This window comes from Streptomyces scabiei 87.22 (assembly GCF_000091305.1).
In the GTDB taxonomy this organism is placed as follows: domain Bacteria; phylum Actinomycetota; class Actinomycetes; order Streptomycetales; family Streptomycetaceae; genus Streptomyces; species Streptomyces scabiei.
On record NC_013929.1, the window covers coordinates 8,110,125 to 8,124,668 of the forward strand.

Below are 14,544 nucleotides of genomic sequence, written 5' to 3' on the forward strand. Positions count from 1 at the left end.
GTCGTAGACTGGTCGGTCCACCGCAGGCCGGTTCCCCACCCGGGAACCGGCCTGCTCGTCCCCCAAGGAGGTGCGCCGGATGACCACGACGATTCCCGCGCCAGGAACCCGTACGGCCGAAGGCTCCGCGCTGCAGGCCGTGCTCCTCGACATGGACGGCACCCTGGTGGACACCGAGGGCTTCTGGTGGGACGTGGAGGTGGAGGTCTTCGCCGGCCTCGGCCACACCCTCGACGACTCCTGGCGCCATGTCGTGGTCGGCGGCCCCATGAGCCGCAGCGCGGGCTTCCTGATCGAGGCCACCGGCGCCGACATCACCTTCGCCGAGCTGAGCGGGCTGCTCAACGACGGCTTCGAGGCCCGCATCGGACGCGCGCTGCCCCTGATGCCCGGCGCCTCCAGACTCCTCGCCGAACTCGCCGCACACGGTGTCCCCACGGCCCTGGTCTCCGCCTCGCACCGGCGCATCATCGACCGCGTCCTGGCCTCCCTGGGCCCCCAGCACTTCGCGCTGACCGTCGCGGGCGACGAGGTCGAGCGGACCAAGCCGTTCCCCGACCCCTATCTCCTCGCGGCCTCCGGCCTCGGCGCGGAGCCCGCCCGCTGCGCCGTCATCGAGGACACCGCGACCGGTGTCGCCGCCGCCGAGGCCGCCGGCTGCCACGTGGTCGCCGTCCCGTCCGTCGCCCCCATCGCCCCCGCCGTGCGACGCACCGTCGTGACCTCCCTGGAAGAGGTCGACCTGCCATTCCTGCACGGCCTGATGACGACGACGGCCGACGGAAAGCGCTAGAAATTCCAAGATCACGAACAGTGCCCGGGCCGGGGAATTCGATGTGTTCCGCACGACTGAATTCCCCGGCCCGGGAACCCCTTTCCGGCTGTGACGTTTACCACTCCCCGAGGCGCTCGGCGCGCACCGGGGACATGGCCAATCCCGTCATTCAGGGCTGTTCGGCACGCCCTTGTGTCCCGATTGGCGAAGGCTGCACCCAAACATTCCGTGCGCACTACACCGTTTGTGTCCACACCCGGTTCCGCAGCGTGATGGGAACTCAACTCCGGTGTACGCGGGCCCCTTCGGCGGTGCGGGCTAATCTCGATCCGAGAACATCGCCGTACTTCCCGTGACGCGCTCGCACCACCCCGCAGGCACCCGTCCCGGACCACAGCTCTGGAGAAACCGAGCATGAACCGCAAGACCCTGGTGCTGCCGGCCGTGATCGGACTGCTCGCCCCGGTGCTCGCCGCCTGCGGCGCCACCGACGGCGCGGGCGCGAGCGGCGACGCGATCGTCGTCGGCACCACCGACCGGTTCACCGCCTCGAAGAAGGCCCCGGCCCCGATCGACCCGGCCTACGCCTACGACGTCGGCACGTGGAACATCCTCCGCCAGACCGTCCAGACCCTCCTGGTCCAGCCCCGCGGCGACGGCGAGCCGGAACCCGAGGCCGCCTCCAGCTGCTCCTTCACCGACAGCGGCAACGAGCGCTACGTCTGCACACTGCGCTCCGGCCTGAAGTTCGCCGACGGCTCCCCGGTCACCGCCGAGGACGTCAAGTTCTCCATCGACCGCGCCCGCTCCCTCAAGGCCGACAGCGGTGTCTTCGCCCTGCTGTCCACCATCGACCTCGTCGAGACCAAGGGCGACAAAGAGGTGATCTTCCACCTCAACGGCCCCGACGCCACGCTCCCGTACAAGCTGTCCACCCCGGTCGCCGGCATCGTCAACCCGGCCGACTACGACAAGGGCAGGCTGCGCGACGGCTTCTCGGTCGACGGCTCCGGCCCCTACACCCTGGACGCCGAGGTCGAGCACAACGAACTGGTCCGGGCCGTGTTCACCAAGAACCCCCACTACAAGGGCCAGTTGGACCCCAAGAACGACAAGGTCGAACTGCGCTCCTTCGCGAACGCCGACGCCATGGGCACCGCCCTGAAGGACGGCGACATCGACCTGATGACCCGTTCCATGACACCGGAACAGATCACCAAGCTCTCCGACACCCCCGGCGGCGACATCGACCTGATCGAGTCCCCCGGCCTGGAGATCCGCTACCTCGCCTTCAACACCGACGCCGCCCCCGTCAAGAGCACGGCCGTCCGCCGCGCCATGGCCGAGGTGATCGACCGCGGCGAACTCGTCGCCAAGGTGTACGGCGCCCAGGCCGAACCCCTCTTCTCGCTGGTCCCGGCCGGCATCACCGGCCACTCCAACTCGTTCTTCAACAAGTACGGCGACCCGGACGTCGCCAAGGCGAAGTCCACCCTGCAGAGCGCCGGCGTCACCGCCCCGGTGAAGCTGACCCTCCACTACACCACCGACCACTACGGCTCGGCCACGAAGAAGGAGTTCGAGCTGCTGAAGAAGCAGCTCGACGACAGCGGCCTGTTCGACGTGACCATCAAGGGCGCCCCCTGGTCCACGTTCCGCCCCGCCGAGCAGGAGGGCGAGTACGGGGTCTACGGCATGGGCTGGTTCCCGGACTTCCCCGACGCCGACAACTACCTCGCCCCCTTCCTCGACAAGGACAACTTCCTCGGCTCGCCGTACGACAACAGCGAGATCCGCGCCAAGCTGATCCCCGAGTCCCGCCGCGCGGCCGACCGCCTCGCCGCCGAGGACAGCCTCACCGGCATCCAGGACATCGTCGCCGACGACGTGCCGATCCTCCCGCTGTGGCAGGGCAAGCAGTACGTCGCCACCCGGGACGACATCACCGGTGCCCAGTACGCCCTCAACGCCGCCTCGACGCTCCAGCTCTGGGAGCTCGCCCGCGGCCGGGCCGACTGACCGGACCTCACCACTCTCCGGACAGAGGCCCGTCGGCCTCGGGGGAGCCCGGAGCGCCCGCAATGCACCGACGACACAAGGCATCCATACGTGAACATACGCACCCAGTGGTCCGTCCTGACCATCGCGACAGGGCTGGCCGCCGGCCTGCTGACCGGCTGCGGCTCCGACTCGGGGGGCCCGGGGGGCTCCGGATCCGACATCGTGATGGGGATGTCCGACGACGTCCTGGCCACCGACCCCGCCTCCGGCTACGACCCCGGATCCTGGCTCCTGTTCAACAACGTCTTCCAGTCGTTGCTGAGCTTCCCCAACGGCGCCACCGAGCCCGAACCCGACCTCGCCGAGGAATGCGACTTCACGGACAGCGGCACCCGTGTCTACGAGTGCACCCTCAAGAAGGGGCTGAAGTTCAGCAACGGTGAGGCGCTCACCGCGAAGGACGTCAAGTTCTCCTTCGACCGCATGATGAAGATCAACGACGACGCCGGCCCCGCGATCATGTTCCCCATGCTCGACAAGGTCGAGACCCCGGACGACCACACCGTCCGCTTCGACCTCAAGTACGCCGACGCCACCTTCCCCAGCAAGATCGCCTCCGGCGCCGGCTCGATCGTCGACGAGAGCTCCTACGACGCCGACGGACTCCGCAAGGACGGCGAGGCCGTCGGCTCCGGCCCCTACAAGCTGGAGTCCTTCGGCGAGGACGAGGCCGTCTTCACCGTCAACGACAACTACAAGGGCCCCGCCGACGTCGAGAACACCGGCGTCACCCTCAGGTTCTTCCACGGCGACCAGGACGCCCTGAAGAAGGCCCTGCTGGAGGGCGACCTCGACGTCACCTACCGCGGCCTCAGCGCCTCCGACATCTCCGACATCGAGACCGACACCTCCACCGCCAGCGGCATCGACATCGTCGACGGCACCGGCGCCGAGGTCCAGCACCTCGTCTTCAACATGGACGACCCGGTCACCGGCAAGCTCGGCGTCCGCCAGGCCATCGCCTACCTCCTGGACCGAGAGGCCCTCGTCGACGAGGTCTACCAGGGCACCGCCACGCCCCTGTACTCGATCGTCCCGGCCGGCATCACCGGCCACAACACGGCGTTCTTCGACACCTACGGCGCCCGCCCCTCCAAGGACAAGGCCGAGGCCGCGCTCCGCGCCGACGGCATCACCGACAAGGTCGAACTGACCCTCTGGTCCACCCCCTCGCGCTACGGCCCCTCCACCGACCAGGAGCTGAAGGCCATCGCGAAGCAGCTCAACGCCAGCGGCCTGTTCGACGCCGACGTCAAGTCCGTCCCCTTCGCCCGGTACGAGAAGGACATCGCCGCCGGCAAGTACGGCGTCTACGTCAAGGGCTGGGTCCCCGACTACCCGGACCCCGACAACTTCACCGGCCCCTTCTTCGGCAAGGGCAACGTGCTGGACAACAACTACAGCAACGCCACCATCACCGGTGACCTCCTCCCCAAGACCGCCGCCGAGACCGAGCGCTCCGCCACGGAGAAGGAGTACGCCGAACTGCAGAACATCGTCGCCACCGACGTCCCCCTCCTCCCCATCTGGCAGGCCAAGCAGTACGCCGTCGTCGGCGACGACGTCTACGGCCTGGAGTACTGCCTGGACGCCTCCACCGTCTTCCGCTTCTGGGAGCTGAGCAAGGGCTGACACCCCACCACCGCCCCACACACCGAGGGCGCCCTCCTCCGACGGAAGAGGGCGCCCTCGGCGCGTGCACCGCAGCGGCCGACGCGCTACTGGGCGCCGGGACGCACCAGCCCGCTCTCGTACGCGTACACCGCCGCCTGCACCCGGTCGCGCAGCCCCAGCTTGGTCAGCACATGACCCACATGCGTCTTGACCGTGGTCTCGCTGACGAACAGATCCGCGGCGATCTCCGCGTTCGACAGACCCCGCGCCACCAGCTTCAGCACCTCGACCTCACGGTCGGTCAGCGTGTGCAGCGTGTCCGGCACCTGCTCGTCGCCCGACGGCAGATGCTCCGCATACTTGTCCAGCAGCCGGCGCGTGATGCTCGGCGCGAGCATCGCCTCCCCGCCCGCCACCACCCGGATCGCCTGCACCAGCTCGTTGGCCGGCGCGTCCTTGAGCAGAAACCCGCTGGCCCCCGCCCGCAGCGCCTCCACCACGTACTCGTCCAGGTCGAACGTCGTCAGCACCAGCACCTTCGCCGGACCGTCCCGCCCGGGGCCCGTGATCTGCCGCGTCGCCTCCACCCCGTCCATCCGGGGCATCCGGATGTCCATCAGCACCACATCGGGCTGCAGTGCCCGTACCTGGTCGAGCGCCTGCAGACCGTCACCGGCCTCCCCGACGACCGCGATGTCCTGCTCCGCCTCCAGAATCATCCGGAAGCCGGTGCGCAGCAGCGGCTGATCGTCGACCAGTAGGACCCGGACGGCCACGAACGTCTCCTTCGCTAGGGCCTGACGCGGAATCAGACCGGCTTCGGGCCCCCGCGGCCCGGACCTGATCACCGAACAGGCCCCGGGCCCTTGTGACGGATCTCCGCGGCGGGCCCTAGTCCGGCCCCATTCTGCCCTGTCCGCCGACCTCCGACCCGGGCGGCCTCACCTGGAGCGGATACGGCGGGGGAGTGCCGCCGAACTCCGGACACACCGCCCGGTGGTCGCACCAGCCGCACAGCTTCGTCGGCCGGGGCCGCCAGTCACCGCTCTCCGTGGCCATCCGGATCGCCTCCCACAGCGCCAGCAGCTTGCGCTCCACCCGCTCCAGATCAGCGATCACCGGGTCGTACGTCAGAACGTCACCACTGCCGAGGTACACCAGCTGCAGCCGGCGCGGCACCACCCGCTTCAGCCGCCACACCACCAGGGCGTAGAACTTCATCTGGAACAGCGCGCCCTCCGCGTACTCCGGCCGCGGCGCCTTCCCCGTCTTGTAGTCGACGATCCGCACCTCCCCGGTGGGCGCCACGTCCACCCGGTCGATGATCCCGCGCAGCCTCAGCCCCGACTCCAGCTCCGCCTCCACGAACAGCTCCCGCTCGGCGGGCTCCAGACGCGTCGGATCCTCCAGCGTGAACCAGCGCTCCACCAGCTGCTCGGCCTCGGCCAGCCAGCGCGCCAGCCGCTCGCCCTCCTCGTCGTCCGCGAACAGCTCCTCGACCTCCGGCCGCGTCTCCCGCAGCCGGTCCCACTGCCCGGGCACCAGCGACCTGGCGCGCGGCGCCGTCCGCTCCGCCGCCGGCGCGTCGAAGAGTCTCTCCAGCACCGCGTGCACCAGCGTCCCGCGCGTCGCCGCCTCGCTCGGCTTCTCGGGCAGCCGGTCGATCACCCGGAACCGGTACAGCAGCGGACACTGCATGAAGTCACTGGCGCGCGACGGCGACAGCGAGGCGGGCGGGGCGGCGGCCCGCTCGACAGGACGGGCGTCCTCGCCGCCCACGGGGGCGGGGACGGTGCCGTCGGTGCTGGTTTCCATGACCTCAGACCATACGGCCCACCACTGACAGTGACAGCCACGGGTCCGCGCCGCCGCCGGCCGACGTGCCCCTGCCGCGCAACCCGTGTGCCCGGGGCGACGCGGGGGAGAACAGAGGGGGTGCCGGGGCGGAACACGCCCCGGTGACCGCATAGCATCAACGGCAGACCCTTCCGCCCGGCCACCGGGCGCGGAAGACGCTTCGAACGAGGGGACATCGTGGAGACGAGCGGCGGGAGCGGGCACCCGCGGTCCGACAGCGACGAGACGCGCGAGCGCGCGCACCGCGACGCGGCCGAGCCACCGGCGACGAGCGGCGCCCCCGCCCCGGCCCCGCACTCACCCGACGAGCCCCCCGCCCCCGCCGACGCCCCCGGAGCGCCTGCCCCCGAGCGGACCGGCACTCCCGGCACGCCGACAGCCGCCCGGCCCGGCGACGCCCCCGCCGACCAGGACGCCACCACGGGCCAGAACCCCGCCGACCCCGCCGACGCACAGGACACCACCGGCCGGCACGGCACTCCGGAGCCGTCCCCCGCCGCCGGTGACCCCTCGGCGGCCCCGGCGCCCGAGCCCTCCTCGCAGCCCCAGCCCCAGCCCCAGTCGCAGCCCGATCCGGACCGAGACCCGGACCCCGCGTCGCCGCCCCCGCCCCCCGTCGACCTGGACAAGGCGCCCGAGGACGAACAGGAGCGCACAGCGGCATTCACGCGCCCCCACGCCCACACGGACGCCCCCAAGCCCGCCGGGCGCCGCCCCAAGGGCCCCGGCGGCGGCATCCTCATGGGCCGCCCCTTCGGAGTGCCCGTCTACGTCGCCCCCAGCTGGTTCCTCGTCGCCGCCCTGATCACCTGGGTCTTCGGCGGCCAGCTCGACCGCGTCCTGCCCGAGCTCGGCGCCCTGCGCTACCTCGTCGCCCTCTTCTTCGCGGTCGCCTTCTACGCCTCCGTCCTCGTCCACGAACTCGCCCACACCATCGCCGCCCTGCGCTACAAACTGCCGGTCCGCCGCATCCAGCTCCAGTTCTTCGGCGGCGTCTCGGAGATCGAGAAGGAGTCCGAGACCCCCGGCCGCGAATTCGTCCTCGCCTTCGTCGGACCGCTGCTCTCCCTCGTCCTCGCGGGCGTCTTCTACCTCGCCCTGCTCGCCGTCGAGCCCGGCACCGTCCCCGGCGTCCTGCTCGCCGGACTCATGGTCTCCAACCTGATCGTGGCCGCGTTCAACCTGCTCCCCGGCCTCCCCCTCGACGGCGGTCGCATGCTCCGCGCCGTCGTCTGGAAGATCACCGGCAGCCCCATGAGCGGCACCGTCGCCGCCGCCTGGGTCGGCCGCGCCCTCGCCCTCTCCGTCCTCATCGGACTGCCGCTCCTCACCCAGTCCGGCCTGCTCGGCTCCGCCGCCGAGGACAGCGTCGGCATGGACACCGTCCTCGACGCCCTGCTCGCCGCCATCCTCGCCGCGATCATCTGGACCGGCGCCGGCAACAGCCTCCGCATGGCCCGCCTGCGCGAACACCTGCCCGAACTCCAGGCCCGCGCCCTCACCCGCCGCGCGGTCCCCGTCGAGACCGACACCCCCCTCTCCGAGGCACTGCGACGCGCCAACGAGGCCGGCGCCCGCGCCCTCGTCGTCGTCGACCCCGACGGCGAACCCCTCTCCCTCGTCCGCGAGGCCGCCATCGTCGGCGTCCCCGAACACCGCCGCCCCTGGGTCGCCGTCAGCGGCCTCGCCCAGGACCTCACCGACGGCATGCGCGTCTCCGCCGAACTCGCCGGCGAAGAACTCCTCGACGCCCTCCGCGCCGCCCCCGCCACCGAGTACCTGGTGATCGAGGACTCCGGTGAGATCTACGGCGTCCTCTCCGCCGCCGACGTGGAACGCGCCTTCGTCAAAGCGATGGCCAGGCCCAGCTGACCTCCCGCCCACCGTGGTCGGCGACCCCCGCAATCGCCGGTAGGGTGGGTCACATGTCCGAACCGACCGGTGCCGCCCGCCGTCGCGGGCCCTTCAAGGTCGGGGACCAGGTCCAGCTCACCGACCCCAAGGGACGCCACTACACGTTCACGCTCGAAGAGGGAAAGAACTTCCACACCCACAAGGGTTCCTTCCCGCACGACGAGCTGATCGGCGCTCTCGAGGGCAGTGTTGTCCGCACCACGGGGAACGTCGCCTACCTGGCGCTCCGCCCCCTGCTCCCCGACTACGTCCTGTCCATGCCCCGCGGCGCCGCCGTGGTCTACCCCAAGGACGCGGGGCAGATCCTCGCCTTCGCCGACATCTTCCCCGGCGCCCGCGTCGTCGAGGCCGGCGTCGGCTCCGGCTCGCTCAGCAGCTTCCTGCTGCGCGCCATCGGCGACCAGGGCATGCTGCACAGCTACGAGCGCCGCGAGGACTTCGCCGAGATCGCGCAGGCCAACGTGGAACGCTACTTTGGCGGCCCCCACCCCGCCTGGCAGCTCACCGTCGGCGACCTCCAGGACAACCTGAGCGACACCGAGGTCGACCGCGTCGTCCTCGACATGCTCGCCCCCTGGGAGTGCCTCGAAGCCGTCTCCAAGGCCCTCGTCCCCGGCGGCATCGTCTGCTGCTACGTGGCGACCACCACCCAGCTCGCCCGGACCGTCGAGTCCATCCGCGAGATCGGCTGCTTCAACGAGCCGAGCGCCTGGGAGTCGATGATCCGCAACTGGCACATCGAGGGCCTCGCCGTCCGCCCCGACCACCGCATGATCGGCCACACCGGCTTCCTGCTCACCGCCCGCCGCCTCGCCGACGGCGTCGAGCCCCCCATGCGCCGCCGCCGCCCCTCCAAGGGCGCCTACGGCGAGGACTACACCGGCCCCAACGCCGACGGCGGCTCCGGCCGCTGAACCACCGGCCACCGGGGGGACGGCCCACACCGTCCCCCCGGTGCCGCGGACCGCGGCCCGCCGGACAACGCGCTCCCGGCCTGCCGGACTTCCAGGAGGCGCCCGCGAACTCCGGCACGCCGCTCACCCGTTGAAGCGCCACCGGGAAGCCGCGGAAACCACCCACCCCGCCGTTCCACCCCCGCTGTGACGTGTGGCACCATGCGGGTCACCCCCACCGGCACAGCACCCCCAGGAGACGCTCCTAGTGCAGCAATCCGCCGTCCCGGAACTGGCACACGCACGCACCCGCCCCATCCACTGGCTCGCCACGGCCACCGCCCTCGCCGGAGTCGTCGCGCTGTCGTCCGCCCTCCAGCCCGACGCGGCACGCGCGGCCCAGCCCGTCACCAAGGCGGACCCCGCACCCGCCGTGGCGGCGGCACCCGAGCCCACCGAGGCCGACCTCCCCCTCGACTGCGGACCCGTCGGCATCGTCGTGAAGAAGAAGTCCTCCGGGGACCTCGACGGAGACGGCCGCCCCGAAACCGTGGCCGTCGTGCACTGCGACGCCAGCATGGGAACCCCGCCCGACGGCGTCTACGTCCTCACCCGCTCCACCGACGCCGCCCGGCCCCGCGTCGTCGCCACCCTCGTGAACCCCAAGAACCGCGAGACCGTGTCCGACCTGGCCGTCCGAGACGCCGCCGTCACCGCCACCCTGCACGGCTACTCGTCGGCCGACGTACCCAACTGCTGCCCCGACGTCACCGACCCCGTCAAGTGGCAGTGGCGCAACGGGACGTTCGTACGCTCGACGCCCGCCGGCGCACAAAACGTCTGACACCGCCCGCCTCCGGGCGAACGAGAAGTGATCACCCGGCAAACCCGCTGTGAGAAAGCAGACACCCGCAGACGCGGAGTGCCCGTCCGGTCACTCCGCGTCAGGACCGAACACCTCGACGCTGTCCGAAACGCGACGTACATGGATGCACTCACCCGGACACTCCTTCGCGGAGTCCACCACATCCGTGAGAAGCGGCAGCGGAACGGGCGTTGTCGCCCCCGGAGCCTGCAACAACTCGTCGCCCGAGCCCTTCACGTACGCCAGCCCGTCGATGTCCAGCTCGAAGACCTCGGGCGCGTACTGCACACAGATACCGTCACCGGTGCAGAGATCCTGGTCGATCCAGACCTCCAGCGCCTCACCCTCGGCCACGGCCTCCTGCTGCACGGTCATCCCTCTCCTGTCCGCCTCGATCGCCGAGCCGCTCGGGAACGATGCAGGCTCTGACGGGTGTTGAACACTTCGACCCTACCCGGGGCGGCTTCCCCGCCATGTTCGGTGGGTATCCCCTTGACGTGAGGGAGAGCGCAAGGGTGAAGATCGGACACACCCCGACCGTCTTTGTGATCTAGGGGTTTCAATCGACACCCACCCAGGTAGGGTCTGGAAGCGTCCAGCTCCCCTTGGAGGAGGTGAGGACCGTGGCAGCCCACGACGACGACATGAACCGCGGCATCCGCCCGGGACGAGGGTCCGACGACCCGTCCGGGCAGATTGCCTACCTTGAGCAGGAGATCGCCGTCCTGCGGCGCAAGCTCGCCGACTCTCCGCGACACACGAGGATTCTCGAAGAGCGGATCGTCGAGCTGCAGACCAATCTGGCCGGCGTGTCCGCGCAGAACGAGCGGCTCGCCAACACCCTCCGCGAGGCCCGCGACCAGATCGTGGCCCTCAAGGAGGAAGTCGACCGGCTCGCACAGCCGCCGGCCGGCTTCGGTGTCTTCCTCACGGCGAACGAGGACGGCACGGCCGACATCTTCACCGGAGGCCGAAAACTCCGCGTGAACGTCAGCCCCAGCGTCGACCTGGAAGAGCTCCGGCGAGGCCAGGAAGTGATGCTCAACGAAGCTCTCAACGTGGTCGAGGCCATGGAGTACGAGAGCGTCGGCGACATCGTCACCCTCAAGGAGATCCTCGAGGACGGCGAACGCGCACTCGTGCAGGGGCACACCGACGAGGAACGGGTGGTGCGGCTCGCCGAGCCCCTGCTGGACATCACCATCCGCCCCGGCGACGCCCTCCTGCTCGAACCCCGCTCCGGCTACGTCTACGAGGTCGTGCCCAAGAGCGAGGTCGAGGAACTCGTCCTCGAAGAGGTCCCCGACATCGGGTACGAGCAGATCGGTGGCCTCGGCAACCAGATCGAGATGATCCGCGACGCGGTCGAGCTCCCCTACCTCTACCCGGACCTGTTCAAGGAGCACGAACTGCGCCCGCCCAAGGGCGTCCTGCTCTACGGACCCCCCGGATGCGGAAAGACGCTCATCGCCAAGGCCGTCGCCAACTCCCTGGCCAAGAAGGTCGCCGAAGTCACCGGCCAGGCCCAGGGCAAGAGCTTCTTCCTCAACATCAAGGGCCCCGAGCTCCTCAACAAGTACGTCGGCGAGACCGAGCGACAGATCCGCCTCGTCTTCCAGCGTGCGAGAGAGAAGGCCAGCGAGGGCACCCCCGTCATCGTCTTCTTCGACGAGATGGAATCCCTCTTCCGCACCCGCGGCTCCGGCGTCAGCTCGGACGTGGAGAACACCATCGTCCCGCAGCTGCTCGCCGAGATCGACGGCGTGGAAGGCCTGCAGAACGTCGTGGTCATCGGCGCCTCCAACCGCGAGGACATGATCGACCCCGCCATCCTGCGCCCCGGCCGGCTCGACGTGAAGATCAAGATCGAGCGTCCGGACGCCGAAGCGGCCAAGGACATCTTCCAGAAGTACCTCACCGAGCGTCTCCCGCTCCACACGGACGACCTCGGCGAACACGGCGGCTCCAAGGCCACCACCGTCCAGAGCATGATCCAGACGGCAGTGGAACACATGTACGCCGAATCCGAGGAGAACCGCTTCCTGGAAGTCACCTACGCCAACGGAGACAAGGAAGTCCTCTACTTCAAGGACTTCAACTCCGGCGCCATGATCGAGAACATCGTCGGCCGCGCCAAGAAAATGGCGATCAAGGACTTCCTCGACAAGAACCAGAAGGGCCTGCGCGTCTCCCACCTCCTCCAGGCATGCGTGGACGAGTTCAAGGAGAACGAGGACCTGCCCAACACCACCAACCCGGACGACTGGGCCCGAATCTCCGGCAAGAAGGGTGAACGGATCGTCTACATCCGTACCCTGATCACCGGAAAGCAGGGCGCGGACACGGGACGCTCCATCGACACGGTGGCGAACACCGGACAGTACCTGTAAAACACAGGGCGGCTGCGGGTGCCCTCACCGGGTACCCGCAGCCGAGTGCTTTCCAGGCACAGGCCGGAGCAAGGCAAAGACGCAAATGATCTCCCCACCAGCGCAGAGCCGTTCTAGGCTCTTTCGTACCGCCGAGTCGCGCAGTGCGGGGACGGGCACCGCACACGCACCGGAGCGCCAGCGGTACTTGAGCGGCGTCCCCGACCGAGGACGCCGCCGGGCAAGGAGGGCCGCATGACCGTACGGCGAGTAATGGGCATCGAGACGGAGTACGGGATCTCCGTCCCCGGCCACCCCAATGCCAATGCCATGCTCACCTCGTCCCAGATCGTCAACGCCTACGCAGCGGCGATGCACCGGGCCCGCCGGGCCCGCTGGGACTTCGAGGAGGAGAACCCGCTGCGGGACGCGCGAGGCTTCGACCTCGCCCGTGAGTCCGCCGACTCCAGCCAGCTCACCGACGAGGACATCGGCCTCGCCAATGTCATCCTCACCAACGGCGCGCGGCTCTACGTCGACCACGCCCACCCCGAATACAGCGCACCCGAGGTCACCAACCCCCGCGACGCCGTCCTGTGGGACAAAGCCGGCGAACGCATCATGGCCGAAGCCGCCGAACGCGCCGCCCAGCTCCCCGGCGCCCAGCCGATCCACCTCTACAAGAACAACACCGACAACAAGGGCGCGTCCTACGGCACGCACGAGAACTATCTGATGAAGCGGGAAACCGCCTTCTCGGACATCGTGCGCCACCTCACCCCCTTCTTCGTCTCCCGCCAGGTCTTCGCCGGCGCAGGCCGCGTCGGCATCGGCCAGGACGGCCACGAACACGGCTTCCAGCTCAGCCAGCGCGCCGACTACTTCGAGGTCGAGGTCGGCCTGGAGACCACCCTGAAGCGCCCCATCATCAACACCCGCGACGAACCCCACGCCGACGCGGAGAAATACCGCCGCCTCCACGTCATCATCGGCGACGCGAACCTGTCGGAGATCTCGACCTATCTGAAGCTGGGCACGACGGCCCTGGTGCTCTCGATGATCGAGGACGGCTTCATCGCCGTCGACCTCGCCGTCGACCAGCCCGTACGCACCCTCCACCAGGTCTCCCACGACCCCACCCTGCAACGCCTCATCACGCTGCGCAGCGGGCGCACCCTGACCGCCGTACAGCTCCAGATGGAGTACTACGAGCTGTCGCGCAAGTACGTCGAGGAGCGCTTCGGGGCCGACGCGGACGATCAGACCAAGGACGTCCTCGCCCGGTGGGAGGACACCCTCAACCGTCTGGAGAACGACCCCATGAGCCTGGCCGGCGAGCTGGACTGGGTCGCCAAGCGGGAACTCATGGAGGGCTACCGGCGCCGCGACGACCTCGACTGGGACGCCGCCCGCCTCCACCTCGTCGACCTCCAGTACGCCGACGTACGCGCCGAGAAAGGCCTCTACAACCGTCTGGCGGCCCGCGGCAGGATGAAGCGGCTGCTGACCGAGCAGGAGGTCGACCGGGCGCGCACGAAGCCGCCGGAGGACACCCGGGCGTACTTCCGCGGCCGCTGCCTGGAGCAGTACGCGGACGACGTCGCGGCGGCCTCCTGGGACTCGGTGATCTTCGATCTGCCGGGCCGGGACTCGCTCCAGCGCGTCCCAACCCTCGAACCGCTTCGCGGAACGCGAAATCACGTCAAGGAGCTCCTGGACCGCTGCCGCACGGCAGAAGACCTGGTCAGGGTGCTCTCCGGGCACTGAACCGGGGTTCAATCGTGATCAGCCGGGCAGGGTGGAAACACCGCCGTCCGGGAATCATCGAGGTGGCCCCCGGACGTTGTGGAAACAACGGGGCCAATGTCGGACCCGGCTTGTAGGGTCTGATCATCACCGATCGGCAGGAATGCCGACCTGTCGACCATGTCGGGCAACAGAGCGGGGTGAGGGTTATGGCGACCAAGGACACCGGCGGCGGCCAGCAGAAGGCCACCCGTTCCACCGAGGAGACCGAGGCGGCGCCGGAGGCGCAGGCATCGGAGGACCTCAAGGAGCGACAGGAGAAGCTCAGCGACGACGTGGACTCTGTACTCGACGAAATCGATGATGTACTCGAGGAAAATGCAGAGGATTTCGTGCGCTCCTTCGTGCAAAAGGGCGGAGAGTAGAGGCTCGGATCTGATTTCACCTTCG

The 14,544-nt window shown here is 69.5% G+C and carries 12 protein-coding genes; 9 read left to right on the forward strand and 3 right to left on the reverse strand.

The window, feature by feature from the left end:
- Positions 1–79 precede the first annotated feature (79 nt).
- From SCAB_RS35090 to SCAB_RS35100, 3 genes are all read left to right on the forward strand, one after another.
- Entirely contained in the window at positions 80–793 is a 714-nt protein-coding gene (locus SCAB_RS35090) for an HAD family hydrolase (protein ID WP_041670017.1), read from the forward strand.
- 396 nt (positions 794–1,189) lie between these two features.
- A complete protein-coding gene (locus SCAB_RS35095) occupies positions 1,190–2,794 on the forward strand; it encodes an ABC transporter substrate-binding protein (RefSeq protein WP_013004861.1) in 1,605 nt (534 codons plus the stop codon).
- 90 nt (positions 2,795–2,884) lie between these two features.
- Positions 2,885–4,468: an ABC transporter substrate-binding protein gene (locus tag SCAB_RS35100; protein ID WP_013004862.1), complete on the forward strand. Its 1,584-nt coding sequence runs from the start codon at positions 2,885–2,887 to the stop codon at positions 4,466–4,468.
- Between the two features lie 86 nt (positions 4,469–4,554).
- Here the strand turns inward: SCAB_RS35100 and SCAB_RS35105 are convergent, their stop codons facing one another.
- Positions 4,555–5,226 carry a response regulator gene (locus SCAB_RS35105; protein WP_013004863.1) on the reverse strand — a complete coding sequence of 224 codons (672 nt, stop codon included), beginning with the start codon at positions 5,224–5,226 and terminating at the stop codon, positions 4,555–4,557.
- A gap of 115 nt (positions 5,227–5,341) precedes the next feature.
- Positions 5,342–6,265, reverse strand: a complete 924-nt coding sequence (locus tag SCAB_RS35110) for a RecB family exonuclease (RefSeq protein ID WP_013004864.1) — start codon at positions 6,263–6,265, stop codon at positions 5,342–5,344.
- A 219-nt stretch (positions 6,266–6,484) separates the two neighbouring features.
- Between SCAB_RS35110 and SCAB_RS35115 the strand changes: the two genes are divergently transcribed.
- The 3 genes from SCAB_RS35115 (at position 6,485) to SCAB_RS35125 (ending at position 9,958) form a co-directional block, all read left to right on the forward strand.
- Positions 6,485–8,179 (forward strand): site-2 protease family protein, encoded by a 1,695-nt coding sequence (locus tag SCAB_RS35115; RefSeq protein WP_013004865.1) that lies wholly within the window; start codon positions 6,485–6,487, stop codon positions 8,177–8,179.
- 53 nt (positions 8,180–8,232) lie between these two features.
- Complete coding sequence (locus SCAB_RS35120) at positions 8,233–9,135, forward strand: tRNA (adenine-N1)-methyltransferase (RefSeq protein ID WP_041670019.1); 903 nt, start codon at positions 8,233–8,235, stop codon at positions 9,133–9,135.
- 247 nt (positions 9,136–9,382) lie between these two features.
- A complete protein-coding gene (locus SCAB_RS35125) occupies positions 9,383–9,958 on the forward strand; it encodes a hypothetical protein (protein WP_013004867.1) in 576 nt (191 codons plus the stop codon).
- A 90-nt stretch (positions 9,959–10,048) separates the two neighbouring features.
- Here SCAB_RS35125 and SCAB_RS35130 read toward each other — a convergent pair whose 3' ends face one another.
- Positions 10,049–10,354: a ferredoxin gene (locus SCAB_RS35130; RefSeq protein ID WP_013004868.1), complete on the reverse strand. Its 306-nt coding sequence runs from the start codon at positions 10,352–10,354 to the stop codon at positions 10,049–10,051.
- Positions 10,355–10,602: 248 nt separating this feature from the next.
- Between SCAB_RS35130 and arc the strand changes: the two genes are divergently transcribed.
- The 3 genes from arc to SCAB_RS35145 all read left to right on the forward strand — a co-directional run bounded on the left by arc (position 10,603) and on the right by SCAB_RS35145 (position 14,519).
- The gene (gene arc / locus SCAB_RS35135; protein ID WP_037725761.1) at positions 10,603–12,369 is read left to right on the forward strand and encodes a proteasome ATPase; all 1,767 of its coding nucleotides are present in this window, start codon (positions 10,603–10,605) and stop codon (positions 12,367–12,369) included.
- A 234-nt stretch (positions 12,370–12,603) separates the two neighbouring features.
- The gene (dop, locus tag SCAB_RS35140; protein ID WP_013004870.1) at positions 12,604–14,115 is read left to right on the forward strand and encodes a depupylase/deamidase Dop; all 1,512 of its coding nucleotides are present in this window, start codon (positions 12,604–12,606) and stop codon (positions 14,113–14,115) included.
- A gap of 188 nt (positions 14,116–14,303) precedes the next feature.
- Positions 14,304–14,519: a ubiquitin-like protein Pup gene (locus SCAB_RS35145; RefSeq protein WP_005485230.1), complete on the forward strand. Its 216-nt coding sequence runs from the start codon at positions 14,304–14,306 to the stop codon at positions 14,517–14,519.
- Positions 14,520–14,544: the final 25 nt, after the last annotated feature.